The organism is Paenibacillus sp. Aloe-11 (assembly GCF_000245715.1).
GTDB classification, from domain to species: domain Bacteria; phylum Bacillota; class Bacilli; order Paenibacillales; family Paenibacillaceae; genus Paenibacillus; species Paenibacillus kribbensis.
In genome coordinates this window covers 340,944-361,151 of record NZ_JH601054.1, presented here as the reverse complement: position 1 = coordinate 361,151, position 20,208 = coordinate 340,944, and the positions used below count along the sequence as shown (strand labels likewise).

Genomic DNA, 20,208 nt, shown 5'->3' with positions numbered 1-20,208 from the left:
TAACTTGACAAAGTCGCGATCTGATTATAACATCGTGTTTGTTTATATGCAATATAAAAGAACCTGAGAAAACTACCCAGGTTCTTTTTTGATTTCCCCGCTATCATTATTAACTCTCTATAAAGTCAGCCATCAATTCATGAACGATTTCTTTACAGCTTTTCACTTCAGTTATCAGATCTATCGCTGTATTTACAGAGACGATCCCCTCATCCAGCTTTCCATGTAACATGCTAGTAGAAACACCACCGATTGCACTTATTCTTTTTTCGTTATTTTCGGATGATTCTCCATTTCTATACAAGGTCTCTAACTCACAAGCAAATTGATGTGGGGTGGAACGTTGCATTGATGATACCATAAGCAGATCTGAACCTTTTGAAGTAACAATATCTTGTTTCGTAGCATCGGCAGCAGGGCATTCTTCAGATGCGATAAAACGAGTTCCTACATATACAGCTTCAGCTCCAAGAGCAAACGCCGCTCTCACTCCACGAATATCATTGATGCCACCTGCCGCCATAACCGGAATACTTACTGAATCCACGATCGTTGGAACAATCGAGAACGTCCCTATTTTGTTTTGAGGAATCCATCCACCTTCATCATAACCAGTTGCAATGATAAGATCTGCACCATGATCCTCAGCCATTTTCGCTGCTTTAGGTGAAGGAGTGACTTCACGATGAATCAAAATGCAATTGTGATCCTTGATTTCTTTCATCATAGCTTTATTGACTGAGCCTACTGTCACAAAGTATTTTACACCTTCCCCTATAGCTGCCTCGAATGTAGCTTTTGAATATTTATCCGAATGGCCATCTTCAGGCAAATAAAGGTTCATAGCAAAAGGTTTTTCCGTCAAAGCTTTTAGCTTACGTATTTCATTTCCAATCCTTTTGCCAACCTCATCTGGACCAGAGGGTGACGTATTATGACCGGCATGAGGACCCAATACTCCCATCCCTCCCGCGTTTGATACCGCTGCGACAAATTTAGCGTCCGTTATCCAGGACATGGCCGCCTGAACAATCGGGTATTGTATTCCAAGTATATCTGTAACACGATTTTCTGTTTTCACAATAATCCACCTCTCTAATTAACTTGAATACATTAGCATTGTATATGTAGTAAAGTCTTATATAATATAGACACTTGAAGGTGGATGACAAATTTTTTGCCATTGTTAATAATTTGTCATTCAGTGGCATACTTTTTAAAATATAATAAGCGTTTGATGCGTCAAATGACTATGGAATATGAAGGTGAAAAGAACGATGTCAACAAAAGATATGACTAAGGCAATGTTTGCCGAAGCCTTAGTTGAACTATTGCATAGTGTACCTTTTAAGAAAATTACCGTAAAAATGCTAGCAGATTACTGTAGCGTTCCACGCCAAACATTCTATTATCATTTCCATGACAAATTTGAATTGGTCAATTGGATCTACTCCTCAGATGTAGAAAAAGTGATGTCGGAAAACTCGTCCGAACCATGGAGCACAGTTACATATCTTTTTTTTCAAAAGCTCAATGAGAAAAGAGCATTTTATAAAAAAGTCTTGATTGAAAGTGGACAGAATTCATTATTGGAACATTCACACACTTATTTTGTAAGTTTATATTTAAATTCACTATCACAATTTGGGACATTCCCAATAAACAAAGATTTGGAATTTTTTATGAATTATCACGCATTCGCATGCTCCAATATGACCAGACAGTGGCTGCTTAATGAACCGTTCGACACTCCCGAAGAACACAATCGCAAAACGCTTAGTGCCATGCCTCAAATGTTGTATGATGAACTAACTAGAGCAGATATTCCCCTCGCGACTTAGCATTCCCCCCTTTCCTTACAGCCCGTGGGAAAGGGGCATAGCTAGCCTCTTTCAATGCTGCAACCTGCTCATACGTCTAAGTAAGTTCCTTTCCTCTCCTGCGTAATCTGGCTATGATTAAACAAACTGTAGGATAGTCATTTTTCTTGATAGAGTTATAGAGATCATCTTCTAGCCCTCGTCTTGAGATGGCATGTGGCGACGGCCGCCATGATCTCCAGCAGCTTACGCTTCAGGTACTTCCGGAAGAAGCCCGGTTTTGCGATCGATGGCCGGCGCTCGACTTTAGTTCGGACCATAGCCTCTTGCGGCACTCCTGATCTGCAATTATTTAAAAAAAATCAGAAAAATAAGGCGTCTTCTGTTCAATGGTATTTTCCAGTAGTTCAATCGTTTCAGGGGCGCACTTGATGCGGCCAATCTTATGCAGATATTCAGGTCGTTTATATCCGAGTAGCATCGTGGTCATTGTCTGAATGCTAATGCTATCCTCACTTTGTTTATGACTTCGAAATATCTCCCCTTTTCCTTTGGGATCAATTCGTAACGTATATGTTCCCTGATTCCAGGAGAGTAGCGGATCTTGTATAGTAAATGTCCATTCTCTATCTAAGGCAGCAGGTTTGAACGGATATTCCGAGATAAATTGTTCAACATCCACTATTCGGGCCATGTAGTAAGGTGAGATGGTTTCCTTAATATCGGCATCTTCCAGCAAAAAAGCCAGTTGTTCATTCGTATAAATATTACCAACAACTTTGGATATCATGGAAAAGTGTGCACTGATAAAATTCCAGAGTCCACTACGAGCCTCTTCATGAATAAAAATCATGTCTTTGACGTGAAAGACCTCTTTTTCTATCCAATAAAGAATATAGCCTTCGGGTTGACCATCTTCACCATAATAAACGGCAGCGGTTAAATCACTTGAATCCCATCGCCAGTATTCATTCCATGCAAGATCCCCCCGCAGCATAGCTCCATGTGTTTGAAATGAGAATCGTTCGTAGGCTTTTTTTACATCTTCGCTTTCCGGATCTACTCGCACTACATCACCAGGTACGGGCTTGGTTTTAGGCAATTGATAGTCATGAACTTCATACACAATTTTATTGGAAATGATCTCCCACCCTTTACGGCGGTAATATGGAATCGAGTATGGATACAAGAACGAAATGGATTGTTTTTTGTCACGCATATTAGCGAGGGCCTGATACAATAGTTTATTCATCAGACCTTGACCGGAGTACTCAGGAAAGGTACCCGCACCTGTCAAGCCACCCATGGCATAAGTTCGGTTGAATATATTAACCTGTAAAGGATAGGTTGCTACCTGAGAAGCCAGTTTCTCACCATCGAACCAGCCCAACACATCCGCCTGCTGGAGCCCGGGTGACTTGGCACGTATAATTTCGTCTTCCTCCCAACCTATCTTATGAAGCTCGTTATGAGTGACCTGAAAAACATAGCGCAGAAGTTGACAGTATTGCTCCAGATGTGAAATATCTACTTTTTTTAATTTCATACTTTTTTTGCGACCCATAATATTAATTCTCCTTGTTGTTTAACGTTTATTGCTCAAACGTATTAGATTATTAGAGCTTAAGTCATACGCAAAGTCTCGACACTCTTTTTTATAATGAATGATTGTCAGTCACTGTCCTTTTTGAAAAAGGTCCTTCTTTAAAGGACCTCAATACCTAGTGCATGTTTAATAAATGTATAAAGCTCATCTGTTTGTACTTTTGCTTCCATTTCATCTATTTGATCATACAAATAAATCTGCTCGGCGGCTGATTCAATGATACCAATTAGCAGCCGTGCTGTTCGATTAACATCCAAAGATGATCGGATAGTTCCTCTGGCTTGCGCCTTGCCTAACAATGTTGACATCCATTTGTAGTAAGGGGCATATATGGACTCCCATTCTTTTAAATACTCACTTGATGCAAGCCCTGCAAAGAGGAGCGCAGTCTTCTCACGTTCCTCTTTTTGCAATTGAAATACAGTTCGGATTAAAACTTGGAGTTGTTCTTGAATTGCAGCCCCGGGATCTACATTCTTTTCCAGATAACTTAGTGTTTTCTGGACCATTACTTCAGCAATAGAGGGCATAACGGCTAGTTTGGACGGAAAATACAAATAAAATGTACCTTGAGCAATACCAGCACGCTTAACTATATCGGACACTTTGGTTTTTTCAATGCCTTTGCTGCTTAGAACTTCAATAGCTGCTTGGATAATACGTGCTTTTTTATCTTCGATATTCTAGCCCCCCTTGCATACAATAAAAAAACGACTGATTGTCATTCATTGTAAGGATTGAATTCAACATTGTCAAATTGGGGTCAGCTGTATCAAACATAGTATGAATATCATTCAAATCAGCAACTTTTCCAAAACAACTAAATTAATCATCAATGATCTTAGGTCCTATAAACCAAAAGAGTGTTCTTCCCATTGTAAACTTTAATAGTTCACGGTAAGCGAAACCTACAAATGTATGATTATCAGTGAATAATAGTAAATCAGACTTGCCTGATTCACTTAGTTTTATCAGCAGGTTAAATGGTATGCGTTCTTTTACAGGAAAACTACTGGTATACAATTCTTTAACGGTGGGTATAAGTTTGTGGTTTTTATCTGCAATAATAGCTTGTAATGTCATCATTGATTCAATCTCCTTCTCTTCCTTCTTTTTATCCATACTATTGTTAGCGCCACCACGGTTCCGAGAATACCAAGAAATAATGCACCAATCTTATAGACAAAAGAACTATCGTCGTCTGGCGACTCGCTATGATAAATTAAATTCTACGTTTAAGGCATTTTGGGCCTTGGCATCCATTGTGGTGTAGCTTGCACTGAGTTTGAAAACATGCCCTGGTACGTGATACACACGATGATTATATATAATTATTCTTAACATAAAAGCCGTCCCTAATTAAAGGACGGCCTTTATATTTGCTATATGTTAATCTAAATCAGACCCATTTGATGCACTTAGTCTCCTTCCTAACTAGTTTTGCTTAGACAACAAGCGTCAGCAACTTATCTTGTGTCAAAACTGATGAGTTTGTTGTTTCAATAACATCCAAATAATCACTGGTATTTGAGATTATAACAGGCGTGATCGGATTGTATCCGGCTTCCTTAATCTTCTCAAGATCAAAATCAATTAATAGATCTCCTTTGCGGACCTGATCTCCTGCCTTTACTCGAGGCGTGAAATATTGTCCTTTTAATTGAACGGTATTGATTCCAATATGAATCAGTATTTCCGCGCCATTCTCGGACATTATAATTACAGCATGACCTGACTTAAGTACAGTGCCAATCGTACCGTTCACTGGCGAGAAGGCTTGGCCAACACTTGGGATTATTGCAATACCTTTCCCCATAGCACCTTCTGCAAAGGCAGGATCGGGGACTTCAGTCAAGGATTTCACATCACCTGTTAATGGGCTGACCAGTATCTCTTTCTTTAAGCTCGGCGAACCATCAGTAACAGTGACACTTGCTTCTGGTTGAATAGCCTTTGTTTCTACAGTAGGAGTTTCATTAATTGGCTCAGCTACTGTTACAGCTTTTTTATCCATGTATCCGAAAAGAATCGTCAGAATTAAACCAATACCCATGGCAACTGCAATTCCTATTAAATAATACCCAATAGGTTCAAATGCACCGATTGAAAAAATATTTTGGAAGACAAATGCTGTAGCATACGTATGGAAACCGCCATTAATTGCCCCGCCGATAGCTCCAGCAATAATAACATAGGGAATCGTGCGCTTGTAACGCAGCAATATCCCGTAGACAGTCGGCTCAGAGACACCTGCTAAAAACAGACTTAACGTAGAGGAACCAGCAATTGATTTCAAAGACTTTTCTTTGGATTTAATGAAAACGGCCAGTGCCACCCCTGCCATCGCAAAGTTAGAGGCTGCCCACATCGCAAGGATTGGATCGGTTCCATTCGTAAGATTTGCCAGAACGATCGGAATAATGCCCCAATGAAGGCCAAAAACAACAAGGAAAAAGATTAACCCGCCAATGACAGCTCCTGTCAACAGCCCGCTTACTCCCATGAGATAATTAATGGCATCGGCTATCGCGTTTCCGACATATACTCCAAATGGGCCAAAGATCATAACAGTGAGCGGTACAATGATGACTAAGGACAATAACGGAACCAAAAACGTCTGCAGCTCTTTATAGATGATTTTCTTTAGATATTTCTCCACGTAAGAGAATATCCAAATAGCTACGAACACCGGAAAGACGGTTGACGAATAATCCATTAGGACTACAGGAATGCCTAGAAATGAAGAAGTTTTTCCATTAGCCAATAGCCCCGTAAAATTCGGCTCCATTAATGCTGCACCAATAACTCCACCTACATAAGGATTGACGCCGAATTTGAACGCTGCAGAGACACCCAGGAATATAGGCAGGAAATAGAAGACGGCATTTGCTGCTGCAGCCAGGATTAGGTAAGTTCCACTTTCGGCAGAGATCCATCCAAAAGTTGTGAATAAGGTTAGGAAAGCTTTAAGTATCCCCGCCCCCGCCATAGCAGGCAACAGGGGAGATAAACTTCCAGAAATCACTGCAAAAATTCTGGACATGATCTTCTCCTTAGGTTTATCTCCATCCTCGGATGCAGTATTGCTCGCCCCTAGTTTGCTGGTTTTCATAATCTCTTGATACACGTGTGCAACGTCATTCCCGATAACCACTTGAAATTGACCACCACTTTCTACGACCGATAGCACTCCTTCCAAGCTTTTCAGCTTCTCTTTATCGGGTACATGATTGTCTTTTAAATTAAATCTCAACCGGGTTGCACAATGGACAAGATTCGTGACATTCTCCTCTCCCCCAATGTTCTGCACGATATCTTTGGCTAGTCTTTCGTACTTCATTTGTTCTCGCTCCTTTATACCTCATTCTTTTTATATGAAACAAAAAAACCTGAACAGGTGATAAAGCATACTGAAAACCAGTACACTCATCACTTATCCAGGCTTTGCCCAACTAATGGTAACAACCCTGCTATTTATTGTAATAGGTTAATCTCTGCTGGTCACACGCCTAATATGGAGCATGAAATAGACCATTTCACCTTCGGTTGTCTCAACTTGATACTCTTCCCGTAAATATGCTCTTACTTTCTCACTGCAGGCAAAAGCTTCAGGATACTTGGCAACGACTTGTTCGTAGAGCTCATCATCCTCAGAAGGAATCGATTCATGACGTATGGTGCGATAAGAAAAATATTTTAAGTGAGTCACAAAGCGGCTATAATTTAACGAATTCTCATCTAGCTCTATCCCATAATGAAGTGTTACTATATTAAGAATTCCTTGAACCATCTGGGTTACCATTAAGGTCTGTTCCATTTCCTGACCATCCTGTTGGCTATTCACAAAATGCATTGCTATAAAGCCAGCTTCATCTACAGGTAATTTAATTCCTGTTTCCTTTTCAATTAAGTGTAATGCGTGCATTGCCGTGTGATATTCTTTCGGATAAAACTTCTGTATCTCCCAGAGCAGCGCATTCTTGAGACTCAATCCCTGTGCAGCGCGCGTAATTGCATAACTAATATGATCTGTAAGAGCCAGGTAGATATTATTGCTAAAGGAAGTATTTAGATCCTTTACTGCATAACGGATAATTTGATCTGTCAATTCTAGATGCTTTGTAGGAATCTCACTCAGTAATGTAGATAGCCGCTCAGATAATTCTTTAGTCTCCATCACGAAAGTCTTCTCGATTCTGGATGGATCTATATTTTCATCTGGATTTTTCCGATAGGCTAGTCCCTTTCCAATAACAATGATCTCGGATCGATTTGGCCCTTCTACCAATGCAACATTATTGTTGAATACTTTTTTAATCCTCATGAGTTCGCCCACTTTATATTTTTTACTAACAAAAAAAACCTAAACTAATCCAAAACTAAACATAATTTAGTACGGATTGGTTTAGGCTTTGCCTGCATTGCAGTAACAACCCTAATATTAATTGTATAGTTATTATACAGGATGGGGATAGCGTTTTCAACGGAAAAATAATCCCAAATTTGGATTTTGACACCTGTTGCTTAATTTAGAAATTGCATAGCTAAAATATCACCTGAGCGAGGTTAGCTGTACAGTGTAAATAAACTGTAATTCTCCAATTCAAATAATGCTGCAAATGAAGTCATACAGCAGTTTTTCTCCCAGGCTTTTATCCCTCCGTGGCACAGTACGACGACTGTGAGTTTTCTCTCGGACCAGCCGATATTATATCGCGGAACCCTAGAAAGCTTTTTTAAATTCAATTATATTTAATGTTATATATATTAGTAAACAAATTACAATATAAAATTAATTGTTTTGGTCATTATGAAATCAATTTGTTCTTCATCACCCATATAAAAAGAGTGTGCGCCAGTTTGAACAAACCCCATTTTCTTATAAAAAGCAATAGCGTTTTCATTTTTTTCCCATACACCGAGCCAGATTTTCTTTTTATTATGTTCCATCGCAATTTCCATAGCTTTATTTAGCAGATATTTACCAAGCCCATGTTTTTGAAATTTGTTCTTTATATAAATCCTCTCAATTTCGAATGACTCATCACCCATTTTTTCGGATTGGGCATCATTCATATTTATCTTTAAATATCCAGCGAGTTCTTCATTGAAATAGATGAAAAAGATTTCTGAAGAGATATTGGACCATTCCTCCTCCAACTGTTTAGGGTTAAATGCTCTTTCCAGGTAGGCTTTCATATTTTCAGGTGAATTCTGATCTTTAAATGTATCGTTGAATGTTTCAATACTTATTTCTTGGAGTATTTGTAAATCTTCACGGTTGCACTTTATTATTTTTACAGTCATTTTAATGTATCGCTCCTTTATATAAATCAATAATTTCTCTTGTTCCCCTTTTTCACAAATTCCCAGTCATTCCCTATATTTTCTCTTACTCTTTGAAGAAGATTGAAAATGGTTTCTACTTCTCTTTCTGAAAATCCCTCTAATGCAACGTTATTGGAATAATCATTTTCTCTTTTTATAAAAGGATAAACATTGTTCCCTCTCTCTGTTGGAAAGAGTTTTTTAATTTTTTTGTTATGGTCATCCTCTTTCTTTTCAATAAATCCATTAATTACAAGTTTTTTTATAGCACGAGATGCAGTTGTTCGATCTACTTTTATCATCTCAGCTAACTTTTCTTGAATGATTCCTGGGTTTTCACATATTCGCACAAGGTACAAATACTGCCCTTTTGTAAGATCATATTCTTTAAATTCTATATTACTTATAGAATCTAATGCCCTTGCTATCATTCCAATCTCACGAAGTACTTCCTTCATAATTAACTCCTTCGCATCTATTTTGTTGCAAATGCAATAAAAATGGTATATATTAAATTTACCCTAATTTTGTTGCATCTGCAACATGGAATTATGATAAAGAGGTCGAGTAAAGTGAGATATATTTTTTTTGTATTAGGAATTTTTATATTATCCCTTGGAATTTCTTTCACTATACAATCAGACCTTGGGACTTCACCTTTTGATGCACTTTTGGTAGGACTGTCTATAAATGTGGGGCTTACTGTGGGAAGTTGGGAAATCATAATAGCTATAATATTGATATGTTGTAATTCACTTTTAAAAAGACAAAGACCAGAAGTTTTGGGATTGTTAACAGCATTTATAACGGGTATTGGTATTGATATGTGGCTTTTTTTATTGCACAATTTGATAACACCTGAACTATGGTACAGCAAAGTTGTTTGTTTTGGAATTGGTTTAGTTGTTGTAGGATTAGGAACTGCAATATATTTGCAGACAAATTTTGCACCCATTCCAGTTGACCGATTAACAATAATCATACAAGAATTAACTAGAACAAATCTATTTTTTTCGAGAACATTCATCTACCTCATATTCTTGATCATAGCAGTGATTTTAAATGGACTAATTGGCGTTGGAACTTTGTTAACCGTTTGCTTAGGGGGGCTAATACTCAATTGCTTTATGCCATTTACTGAAAAAGTACTAAACCGCATATTAACACACTCTGGTACATCACCAAATCATGAGAAAGATAAAAAGCATTCTATATAGACACCGCGTGATGTAAAAAAAGAAACCCACGTCTCAAAATGACGAGGTTTCTCGACAATCTGGAGAGGCCCTAAGCCTCTCTTTTATGCCTTCCGATTATTTTGGAGCAATTTCCCTGTAAATAAAATAGTCAAAATCAGCATGACGGCGGGTTCCACCCAAATCCTGAACGTAAACTCCGACAAAAGTTCCCGTGAACCGGAGCAGGTCAGAAGCTTCATCCGCTAGATGAAGGATATTGATTTTCACGCCAATCGACTGCCAATCTGAGCCGCCCAGGGCATAAAAAAAATGCAGGCAATCTCGGCACACCGCGCCTTTAATCGAATTGGCCCCGAGCTTGGAAGTGACAGGTCTTGCGCAAGCAGCTCGTCGTAGTTGCCCCGGATCGTTTGTATAATCCCGAGGACTCTGCCCTGCTCCTCCCCATGCGTGATCCTCAGATACACATAATCTTCCGTATCGTAATAAAGGATTAGTCCTGCCATTTGCTGAAAGCTCTCAAGCGCAAATACCCTTTTCTCTCGCTTAAGGTCAACCAGCTGGTATCCGGAGGGATACGGAGCGTACTCCATTGCAAACGCAGCGTGGATTCATCAAAATCGTCCTTCTCCGGTTCAATCTCAAATGGATGAGCGGGAAGCAACGGAGCCTTGACATGGACTGAAGGGCTATTGCCACCCCCTCAATACGCAACCAGCCATTATCGTCCCAAAAGCAGCGCTGCAATGCTGTTTCCCTGCCCAAAGTACATCGTAGCTCTGCCGTTGGTCTTCCACACAAGTGAGCCAAGTACCACTCCCCGTTTTGGGTTTCCACCAAGGATGCATGCCCTGCCTTTTGGAGAACCAGTTCCGAATGATCGCTGCTTGTCAGCATAGGGTTCAGCGGATCTACTTCATAGGGTCCAAGAAGGGTGGCAGAGCGCGCTATGGATACGGCATGCTGGTATTTTGTTCCTCCTTCGGCTGTGACCAAATAATAGTATCCATTGCGATTGTATAGATGCGGACCCTCCGTATATCCAATTTGAGTCCCTTTAAAAATATTCGTTATTGGACCAATAAGTCTGTGGCGCCCAGATTCCCCCGGAATCTACGTTGCCCCGCATATCAAGCTGTGATGTCTGATGCAACGGATGGGTCAGGACTCTCCAGTGAATCAAATCCTTGGAATGATGAATTTGTATCCCGGGAAACCATTCAAATGTCGATGTGGCGATATAATAATCGTCCCCAACGCGAACAATTGACGGATCAGGGTTAAACCCTCGTAGTATGGGATTTACAATGTAGCTCATCGGAGTCCTCCTAAATCGTTTTATTTTACTTTATACACCTGACCCTCGGTGATCCCTCTACGTCTTCAAGGGATGAAGGCCACATTTGAAAGCGCTTTGATGGCACCTTTATTCCCTCTATAAAAGGTGCAAAATGGATTGTGTGGGTGTTATTGAAGCAATGTGAGTTTATTAGATGCGTTCTCCAGAATGGCTGCAAGATCGTATCTTACTATCCTAAAACAAAAGCCGATCCTTGAATGAGCCTCGGTCAGCCTGTATTTCCTTTATTCGATACGCGTTGCGATTACAGCTATACCCTCCTTGCCCGGCAGCTTTACTCTCACCTTCCCGCTAGCTCCCTGAATTATTGTCTCCCGCGTCATCTCCCAGATGTCGACGAGCTCGACCGTATATTCAAACGCTTCGGGCAATGACAAGGTAAAGGAGCCTTTGCAGTATTTGCCAAAATAATGAATAAAAACAAAATCTTCGTGGCGAGCCTCGCAACGATCTAAATTCATTCTCAGCAGCTCCATCTCTACTGGGTCCAGCTTCATGATCGCTTGGACAATAGGACTTTGAAGCTCTTCCGGGCTGATCTGCGATTCCGCCTCGTTCGGATTAAAGGTGAATTTCCCCGGAATCGGTTGAAGCTCGCCGCCAATTCTATAAATAATGTCCTTAAGGAAAGCGATTCGCTTCACGCTCTCTCCGCGCAGTTCTCCACCCTTGGCCCACCAGATCACCTCGTCCTCCCGGTAATAGGTCTCACCGTGAGTACAGAAGCCTCCTTTGATAAGCGTGGCCCAGAACCGGTGAACCAACTCGAATGCGGAGATATTGCCCCACTCTTCTTGAATATCTCCTTCATATCGGCATTCGTCGTTTATGACCGGCTTCTTGAATTCATTCCTCCAGCTCTCGGTTCTATGCACGAAGGACGATTGAATCGAACAATGAGTAATCCATGGCTTATTAAAATCAAAAAGAGGAAGCCAATTGTGAACGGACAATAAGTGACGGTAGGGGTCTTCCCTATGGATGAACGTACCGAACGTATCCCAATCTTCCATTGTTTTGTTAAAGACCATGTCGTATTCGTTGGCCAAGCTCCACCAGATATTGCGGAACGAACCTAATCTTCTTAAGCAGTAGTCCAAGTAGGTCAAATTGTCTTCTCGGGTCAGCTGCGCAAACCCCCATCTGTCATAGGGATGGAACAAAATCAGGTCGGCCTCGATCCCTATATCCATCAATGCTTTCAATTGTTTCTCCAAGTTCGCCCAGAAGGCGAAGTCCGGACGATGAACATCCCAAGCTCCTTCGGCGTTTTTGGCGAAAGGATACCATTTAGGATCCGCATTGTTATAAACCATGCCCTTCGGAAATAGGCACATCCTGACTTTATTAAACGGACTCTCGGACAATGTTTTCTTCGTAAGCTCCATGAGCTCCTCGGATTGATGCGTCCATGCGTAGGCAGTCGTCCCGAACGGAACATATTGATGTCCATCCGCATATTGGAAGTGCATTTCCTTCGCGCGCACCGGCCCGTGATTGCTTCCGGTATTCTTCACGCATTCAAACATTCCTCGGACAGGATCAAAGTACTCGGAACGAATCTCGTATGTCCAAATGCCTTGTTCTCCGGGCATAAACCGAATCCGGAACTCTCCGTTACCGTTGTAAAAGCCTTTGATAGCAATCTTACGGTCGCCATTCATAAATACGCCCGAACAGTTCACATCCGCAAATGAACCGTGGGGCTCGGGGCCATGACGAATACACTCAAAACATTCGTATACCTCTACCTTATCCATAAATCTGCTGCCTCCAATGAGCGATCGCGCACATGTATTGTTTGCTTCCAACCCACATTTTGCCGTTCTTTCTAGTCCAACCGAACTCCAAGTCATTTTCATTTCGGGCACTAGAAGACCGTTGTTTTTTGCGGTGTATCGGTTTTCGTATTTGCTATAGCGTTGATTTGTATGATCTTTTGGCCGCATCCTTCTGCGGTGACTGTCACGGTAATTATGCCAACATCCTTGGGCCTTACAACCGCCAAAGCTTTCCCGTCGAAGGTTGTACGTTCGGTATCAAAGAAGTTTTCCGAAGACTTCGGGTCAGCACTTCCGAATCCTTGCAATACACCTGAACCCTTCACCTGGACAGCCACTTTACGGTCGGCGGTGTTGTATAAATTCCCACGTCCGTCCACCAAACTGATCATTACAAACGATAAATCTCCGTCGGACGCGGATATTTCCGACCGATCCGCCTCTACTTTCAACTGGACGTCACTAGTTGCCGAATGAAGCATCATTCGTCCAGTTGCTTGACCATCCGTGTAGGCTACGGCTGCGATTTCCCCTGGCTCGTAGACTACATCGAATTCTGCTTTATATCGTTGATCATAGCCTGCAGCAGCTTTGCCTGCCGATTTGCCGTTCACGAGCAGCTCTACTTCATCCGCGTCGGCGTACACTTCCACTCGAATCGGTCCTCCTTCGTACCCGTTCCAAGACCAACTTGATACGGAATCGCTCCAGCTCCACTTGGTAGGAATGGGCTGTTTGCCGTAATGATCAGGGCGTTGAACCGCGATGTACGGATCCTTACGAAGGCCAAACACGATTTCGCGGTAGTAAGATACCGGACGCCGGTTGCCGATAATATCGATATCGCCGCACCAGGCCGTAAGCCAGGGGTATGATCCTAAAAAGCTCACTTCATTTGGATCGTACTTGACTCTTCCGACCCCCACTTCACCTAGATAGTCCCAGCCTGTCCAAGTAAAATCACCAATAATGTGGCTATTCTCCAACACCTGCTTCCAGTTCTTGTCGATCATCTGAGGAAACGTCTCGCTTCCAACGATCACCCGATTCGGAAACAGCTCCCTGTCCATCTGATAACGTGCTTCTGCATAGTTATAACCTGCGATGTCAACGTAACCAAACGATTCTGCCGTTCGATGCGTGGCGAGATCGGATTTTATAATCGCTGCCTCTTCCTGACCCATGTTATTCATCATCGTATTAATGCCTTCATTACTAGCTGCCTGGTTCGCGCTTCTTATCTTTACGAGTTCATCCCAAACGGATATGATAAAATTGATTGAGTTCGTTACAAAACGGGTACTATCAAGGGACCGAATCTTCTCCGCCAATCTATGTCCCCATACAGAAGCAATCGGCCTCCCCGCTTCCGGAATTTCATTTCCGATACTATACAGAATGACACAAGGGTGATTGTAATCCTTGTCTATCATCGCTTGGATATCTTTCTCCCACCAGACTGGAAAATGAAGTGCGTAATCATGATCGACTTTGGTTGAGGTCCACATATCAAAGCTTTCGTCCATTACGAGCATGCCAAGGCGATCGCAAGCGTCCAGAAGCGCCTTGCTCATCGGATGATGCGCACTGCGCAATGCATTAAAGCCTGCCTGCTTCAGAATCTCGACGCGCCGCTCTTCGGCCCGGTCAATCGTGGCTGCTCCGAGCACGCCATTGTCGTGATGAATGCAGGCGCCGCGAAGCTTCACGACTTCGCCATTGATGCAGAGTCCTCTGTCTGGATCAAGTGTAAGCGAACGGATCCCGAAGGAATTCGTCTCTTCGTCCAGTTGTTCATTCTCCGTCATCACGCGTGTTCGGCAAGTATATAAATGGGGATTCTCTACGCTCCAAAGCTTGGGCTGCCGAATGTATACACGCTGACGCAATGTAGCCCCCTCTCCTGCAATTGTGGTCAACGTTGCGAAGTCGCTGCCAACAATGCTACCATCCGCGTCGACGATTTCCGTACGAACATCGACCGTATGTGTGTGAAGTCCTTCGTTCTCCAAGACGGTCGCTACATGGACTACAGCACGGTCAGCATCGATATCAGGGGTGGAAATTTTGACGCCATCAAGAGCGATATGGACCAAATTACCTATGAGAAGATTGGTATTGCGGTAAATACCTGCACCGGAGTACCAACGGGAATCTTTGTAATTCATTGAAATCACTTTAATTTCATTCTCTTCCCCGTATTTCAGAAAGCGGTCTGCTTTTATATAGAAATTCGTGTATCCATTAGGTTGGTGTCCGGCAAAAGCTCCATTCAAATACACCATAGCATTCATATATACGCCTTCAAACTCAATGGTTACTCTTTTATCTTTGTACTTTTCTGGTACAAAGAACATCTTTCTATACTCATATTCCCCTTCCGGGTAAAAGGCGATTTGGAAATCACTTTTACCGCTGCCCCCTTCTATAGGTTTCTTGCGGTTCCTTTCGATCATTGCATCATGAGGCAAGGTAACGGTCTTCGACGGAATCTTTGCAGCTGCTTTTTCTGAAAAAAAGCCGGTCTTCGAGCCAACCGTCCAATTTCCGTTAAAGGAAGTACGAATCATATCAACACTCCTTTTTTTCGTTTTTTTCTACCTTTTGTATCCAAAGTCAGAAATGGTATTCCATCTCTTTCGCAGTTCATGAGCTGCGAATTTGGGCTTTCTTTCACGAGTAAAAATCCCTTTCTTGTTTCCTTGCACCCGTCTGACATTCTGGCTTGTATTAAAATCAGCGAAGGCCCAAACATGTTCTCCTATAAAATTGTCGAATTCATCAAAGACCTCATGATTGATACGCAAGTACTCCACCTGAAACTCTTCAGTGAACATAACAGGATCAACTTCGTGGAACCCGGCAATTGTATCGGCGCCAAACTCAGCCATTATGATCGGCTTTCCTGGACATCGCTTATTCCAGCCTTCTAATTCCTCGCGAAGATGAATTTTTGCAATTTCTAACTCACCAACATCGTAATACCATCCGTAATATCGGTTCAGAGCCAGAACATCCACTAGCTCCGCAATTTTGCAATTTTTAGGGGTGGATTTTATCATCGTCGTGATGGTAACCGGTCTTTTTTGGGGATCACAGTCTTTGGTCAACTCCACCAGCGGCTTGAAGTATTCGTATGCTCCTTCCTCCTCCGCCCCTGGTTCGTTTGCCACACACCACATAACTACACACGCATAATTCTTATCCCGTGCCACCAGCTCTCGAATGACCTCATGATGAGCCTCGTGTGTCTTGATTCTCTCCCAGGTTGGGCTGCTATTCCCACTGTTGGTGCCCGTGAATGCATTGAAGTTTAAGTTTAAGCCAACGGCCGGCACTTCATTGATAACGACAAAACCTTCACGATCAGCCAGACGCATGAGTTCCTCGGAGTATGGATAATGTGATGTCCGAAAAGAGTTGGCACCCACCCACCTCATTAAATGAAGGTCCATGACATTTACCGATTCGTTGAACCCTCTTCCGTTAATGGGGGAATCCTCGTGTTTTCCGAATCCTTTAAAATAAAATGGCTTATTATTGATCAAGAATTTGCCGTCTTTGACTTCTACAGTTCTTACACCGAAAGTCTGCTCATACACATCGACGACTTCTTCGCCCTTCAATAGTTCTACTTTTAAAGTGTAAAGATAAGCATTCAACGGTTCCCACAACTTTACGTTCTGGATGCTCAACGTTCCTTCCAATCCAGCTTCTTGTGCCACAACAGAATCGGATTTGTCGATAATACTTACTCTCGCTTGGGCATCACCAACAATATCCAGCTTGTATGATACAATCCCAGAAGAGTTCGCATAGTCAGTTACGATTGTAATATCGTTCACGTACGTTTGCGGAGTCGTGTAAATCTTGACCGGTCGATGGATTCCCGAATAGTTAAAAAAATCGAAATGCGGGGTGTTTTGAATAATTTTCCCATGCCCATCGATTTCCTTTTCGGTATAGTGTCCGACAGGTATGGTGGAATGGTTTACAATATTGTTCACCGCGACTGTCAACCGGTTATTTCCATTTTGTAAAACCCGATTGATTTCGGCTTCGAATGGGGTGAACCCACCTTTGTGCTCCATAACCAGTTCCCCGTTCACATAGACCATTGCTTCATGCGTAGCTGAGCCGAGCCGCAAGACAAGGCGCTGGGATCGAAGCAGACTGGGAACTGCAAACTCCCTTTCATACCAAACCCAGCCGATATGTTTCCGGATATCAGATGTGACGCCTATATCGTTATAGGAGGAAGGCACCGCCATCGGTATAGTGTCAGTCAGTTTCCTTGAGTACCACTTATCGGCAAAGCCGTTTCCAGCGTCAAGTTTAAAATTCCAAATACCATTCAACTCCAGCATTGCACGTGTTTCCGTTATAATAGGATATAACATCCATTCGGCCCCCCTTATGATGTTTTTTGATCATCTATTTTCTTCGATTCTCGGACATGAAAATACTTTTCACCTGGACGGGCCCGATGAGCCCGCTTGGTTCCTGCTGCGTAAAGGCCGACAAGAAGTCACGCTGATCCTTCACCAACGTATTCGTAACTTCAATGACAAGCTTATTTTTGCCCTTCTTTATAAGGCCATTGATCTCCACCCGGTATGGAGGACAGATGCGTACTCCTGCTTGCTCGCCATTCAACCACACCTCTGCCGTTTCGTAAACCTCACCCAAATCCAGCAGAGCATGGTTTAAGGATTCGTTCCATTCAAACTCCGTTTCATAACGGAAGGTACCTGAAAATCGGGGTAAATGATTAGGTCCGCTCATATTCGTCAGAGCCGTCAGTTTTCCCCACTTCTTGAAATGTGGATAGGTTTCAGAATCAGCGGTGGAAACCGTCCATTCGCCATGAAGCTCAAGCTCCGCCAGAGCGGTATGCCTTGGGAGTACAGCATAGCCTTCCAAGGCAGATCCATGCAGCAGGACGATAGATTCATACGGATGAAGGACAAGCTGTACTGCTTTCGCTCCGTTCTCTGTACTTACATTTAAATCAATCAATCGATTCAGGAACGCATCATATGCATGAACATCACCTTGGACAGGTAAAATAATCTTCGTGGATAGGGTTCGATTCGGGTGTTCGTTGAAGAACATAAAAACATCCAAGCCATCATGACAGTAGTGATAGTTCCGCAGGTACGGTTCGTATTTGTCTACTCTAACATCGTAATATCCTTCTGCAATAAGGTCTTGCGCCAGTTGGTCTAAGACTGCAAGCTTCACATTCCGGTGATCGGCTAGACATGCCAGTTCACTAGAAATAACACTCCCCTCGCTAGATCGTAACGGCAGCCCGTCAACAAAACGAATATTCAGCCCCTGTTCCGCAAACTCCGCCAAGCGTCGAACCATCGCCGCCGGAAGCGCTTCTGCATAGGGCACGATCAGACATTCGTAATCCTCCTGGTTTACATGCAGCTTGCCGCCTTTCACGATAGCCGTTTCCAAAAGAACATCGATAGGCAGAACATCGCAGTCGATCTGATGCTGCATCAATTTTTTCACGGGTTTATGAAAATACATCGATTCCCCGGACCATTCGGCTTCAGCGTGATATAGAACGGCTGCTGTCGCCACGTGCCTTCCGCCCGAAATCAGGTGACTGATCCGATTCATATATCGATTTAAATGCTTATAGTAGCGGTACTGTGGATTTTTCCCTCCCGCATACATGTGCGGCGGACAATCCGGATCCGGAAAAGCTTTCTGGGTAAAGGCGTGCGGGACAAAATAATTGACGCCGCGAACGAGCATGTGATCCGTGAGCCATTTCATCAGCTTTAACCCTTCCGCCCATCCATACGCCCCATACACTTCGCACATCGTCCGACCTTGTTTCTTCGGATCGATGTGTCCAAGCGACACGCCGAGCTTTGCCAAGCCATAGTGGTAGAATTCACTATCCGTCACCTTGGTTGGCTGGCGAAAAGACAGTTCATCGAAGCCGGGAACGATCTGCCACAGCACCACGTCAAGACCAGACATATCTTGCCCCCAGAGCGAGCGGAAGAAGTGTCCGGCCCCGGGACCGAGCCTTGCATGAACGTTATTGTCTTCAAGAACATGTCCGATGTATTCTACCCCGCGGGCTCTGCACCATGTTCCGATTTGGTTGCAGAAGCTTTCCGCATAGAGCTTGCTGACAATATCCATATAGGCGTACCGCACGATATTCGACTGTTCCCCAGCATCCTGCCAGAGAAAATATAGATATTTATGGTAACCCACACCCAGCGCCTGCTCAAGCAGGGCCGGCATCTCCCGGCTCCAAGGGAGGGGCACTCCCTGCTTTCCAGGCTTCGAATCGAAATCAAAGGTTACCGGGTCATTGTAGAATCCGGGTTCATCTGAAAAGAAGCCGGCAAATGTCTTTCCGAAATCCGCTTTGTATCGTTCGTAAAAAGCCTCGTATACCGTATCGAGCAATATACGAACTGAATCCCGGTCAAGCGGGTTCAAATGATCTTTCTGCTCTTTACTGCCGCCATCCTTGTTTTCTGAAATAATAAATACTCGCCAATACCCTTCAGGGATATCCCAATAAAGGATACCGTCATGCACAAGGTCAGTTAAATCGACACAGTCATTGAGCAATGTTCCATTCGTTGGATTGCGGCGGACCGCGACCACTGAAACCAGCTTATTTTTGCCGTTCGCGTGTAGGGTCTGAGAGATCGTTGGCCGAAGCCCACACATCAGTAAGGTATCCAGCAACAGAGATGTTCCTTGGGCAGGACCGATGGTATCGATATAACGTTCCCCCAAAAACATGCGATGAAGCTCTGCCGGAGCCTCCTTTACTTTTCCTCCCACGTGTCCCGTTGGAAAATGATCGTCGTCGAGAATCCATACCTTCATGCCCCGAGTCCGTGCTTCTTCCATAATAATATCCATATCCTTCCACCATTTTGGTCCAAGAAAATCCGGATGAGGTCGGGACTCCACGCAGACGGCGCCGATTCCGGCTTCATGAACACGGGCCATCTCGTCTCGAATCACCTCTTCCTCCTCACCATGTTGCCATAGAAAAGGAAGGATATAATTATGTTCCTGACCCTTCAACACTTCCATTAGTCGATTTTTCATAATTGCC

14 protein-coding genes, 1 pseudogene and 1 riboswitch are annotated in these 20,208 nt (G+C 43.0%); of the genes and pseudogenes, 2 read left to right on the top strand and 13 right to left on the bottom strand.

Annotated elements, in window-relative coordinates; all coding sequences use genetic code 11:
- Window positions 1–109: 109 nt before the first annotated feature.
- Window positions 110–1,081 (bottom strand): NAD(P)H-dependent flavin oxidoreductase, encoded by a 972-nt coding sequence (locus WG8_RS12615; protein WP_007430567.1) that lies wholly within the window; start codon window positions 1,079–1,081, stop codon window positions 110–112.
- 196 nt (window positions 1,082–1,277) lie between these two features.
- Here WG8_RS12615 and WG8_RS25995 point away from each other — a divergent pair, with 196 nt between their 5' ends.
- Window positions 1,278–1,841, top strand: coding sequence for a TetR/AcrR family transcriptional regulator C-terminal domain-containing protein (locus WG8_RS25995; RefSeq protein WP_052310864.1), 564 nt, complete (start codon window positions 1,278–1,280; stop codon window positions 1,839–1,841).
- A 331-nt stretch (window positions 1,842–2,172) separates the two neighbouring features.
- On the opposite strand, the gene WG8_RS12605 is transcribed toward WG8_RS25995, so the two are convergent.
- The 7 genes from WG8_RS12605 to WG8_RS12575 form a co-directional block, all read right to left on the bottom strand.
- Window positions 2,173–3,384: a GNAT family N-acetyltransferase gene (locus WG8_RS12605; protein WP_007430565.1), complete on the bottom strand. Its 1,212-nt coding sequence runs from the start codon at window positions 3,382–3,384 to the stop codon at window positions 2,173–2,175.
- A gap of 140 nt (window positions 3,385–3,524) precedes the next feature.
- Window positions 3,525–4,106, bottom strand: a complete 582-nt coding sequence (locus WG8_RS12600; RefSeq protein WP_043891017.1) for a TetR family transcriptional regulator — start codon at window positions 4,104–4,106, stop codon at window positions 3,525–3,527.
- A gap of 145 nt (window positions 4,107–4,251) precedes the next feature.
- The gene (locus WG8_RS12595; RefSeq protein WP_198286453.1) at window positions 4,252–4,512 is read right to left on the bottom strand and encodes a hypothetical protein; all 261 of its coding nucleotides are present in this window, start codon (window positions 4,510–4,512) and stop codon (window positions 4,252–4,254) included.
- 358 nt (window positions 4,513–4,870) lie between these two features.
- On the bottom strand, window positions 4,871–6,766 hold the full coding sequence (locus WG8_RS12590; RefSeq protein WP_007430563.1) for a beta-glucoside-specific PTS transporter subunit IIABC: 1,896 nt from the start codon (window positions 6,764–6,766) through the stop codon (window positions 4,871–4,873).
- A gap of 147 nt (window positions 6,767–6,913) precedes the next feature.
- Window positions 6,914–7,750: a BglG family transcription antiterminator LicT gene (gene licT / locus WG8_RS12585; RefSeq protein WP_007430562.1), complete on the bottom strand. Its 837-nt coding sequence runs from the start codon at window positions 7,748–7,750 to the stop codon at window positions 6,914–6,916.
- Between the two features lie 315 nt (window positions 7,751–8,065).
- Window positions 8,066–8,164, bottom strand: a riboswitch (guanidine-I (ykkC/yxkD leader).
- Between the two features lie 41 nt (window positions 8,165–8,205).
- Entirely contained in the window at window positions 8,206–8,733 is a 528-nt protein-coding gene (locus WG8_RS12580; protein WP_007430561.1) for a GNAT family N-acetyltransferase, read from the bottom strand.
- Between the two features lie 26 nt (window positions 8,734–8,759).
- Complete coding sequence (locus WG8_RS12575; RefSeq protein ID WP_043891015.1) at window positions 8,760–9,212, bottom strand: MarR family winged helix-turn-helix transcriptional regulator; 453 nt, start codon at window positions 9,210–9,212, stop codon at window positions 8,760–8,762.
- A gap of 114 nt (window positions 9,213–9,326) precedes the next feature.
- On the opposite strand from WG8_RS12575, the gene WG8_RS12570 reads away from it, so the two are divergent.
- Window positions 9,327–9,971 (top strand): YczE/YyaS/YitT family protein, encoded by a 645-nt coding sequence (locus WG8_RS12570; RefSeq protein ID WP_043891014.1) that lies wholly within the window; start codon window positions 9,327–9,329, stop codon window positions 9,969–9,971.
- Between the two features lie 96 nt (window positions 9,972–10,067).
- Here the strand turns inward: WG8_RS12570 and WG8_RS26520 are convergent.
- The 5 genes and pseudogenes from WG8_RS26520 to WG8_RS12545 form a co-directional block, all read right to left on the bottom strand.
- A pseudogene (locus WG8_RS26520) lies at window positions 10,068–11,271 on the bottom strand (family 43 glycosylhydrolase).
- A gap of 266 nt (window positions 11,272–11,537) precedes the next feature.
- Entirely contained in the window at window positions 11,538–13,073 is a 1,536-nt protein-coding gene (locus tag WG8_RS12560; protein ID WP_007430557.1) for a DUF5060 domain-containing protein, read from the bottom strand.
- Between the two features lie 110 nt (window positions 13,074–13,183).
- The gene (locus WG8_RS12555; protein WP_007430556.1) at window positions 13,184–15,664 is read right to left on the bottom strand and encodes a glycoside hydrolase family 2 TIM barrel-domain containing protein; all 2,481 of its coding nucleotides are present in this window, start codon (window positions 15,662–15,664) and stop codon (window positions 13,184–13,186) included.
- Window positions 15,665–15,691: 27 nt separating this feature from the next.
- A complete protein-coding gene (uidA, locus tag WG8_RS12550; RefSeq protein ID WP_007430555.1) occupies window positions 15,692–17,494 on the bottom strand; it encodes a beta-glucuronidase in 1,803 nt (600 codons plus the stop codon).
- Window positions 17,495–17,528: 34 nt separating this feature from the next.
- Complete coding sequence (locus tag WG8_RS12545; RefSeq protein ID WP_007430554.1) at window positions 17,529–20,201, bottom strand: glycosylhydrolase-like jelly roll fold domain-containing protein; 2,673 nt, start codon at window positions 20,199–20,201, stop codon at window positions 17,529–17,531.
- Between the last annotated feature and the right edge of the window lie 7 nt (window positions 20,202–20,208).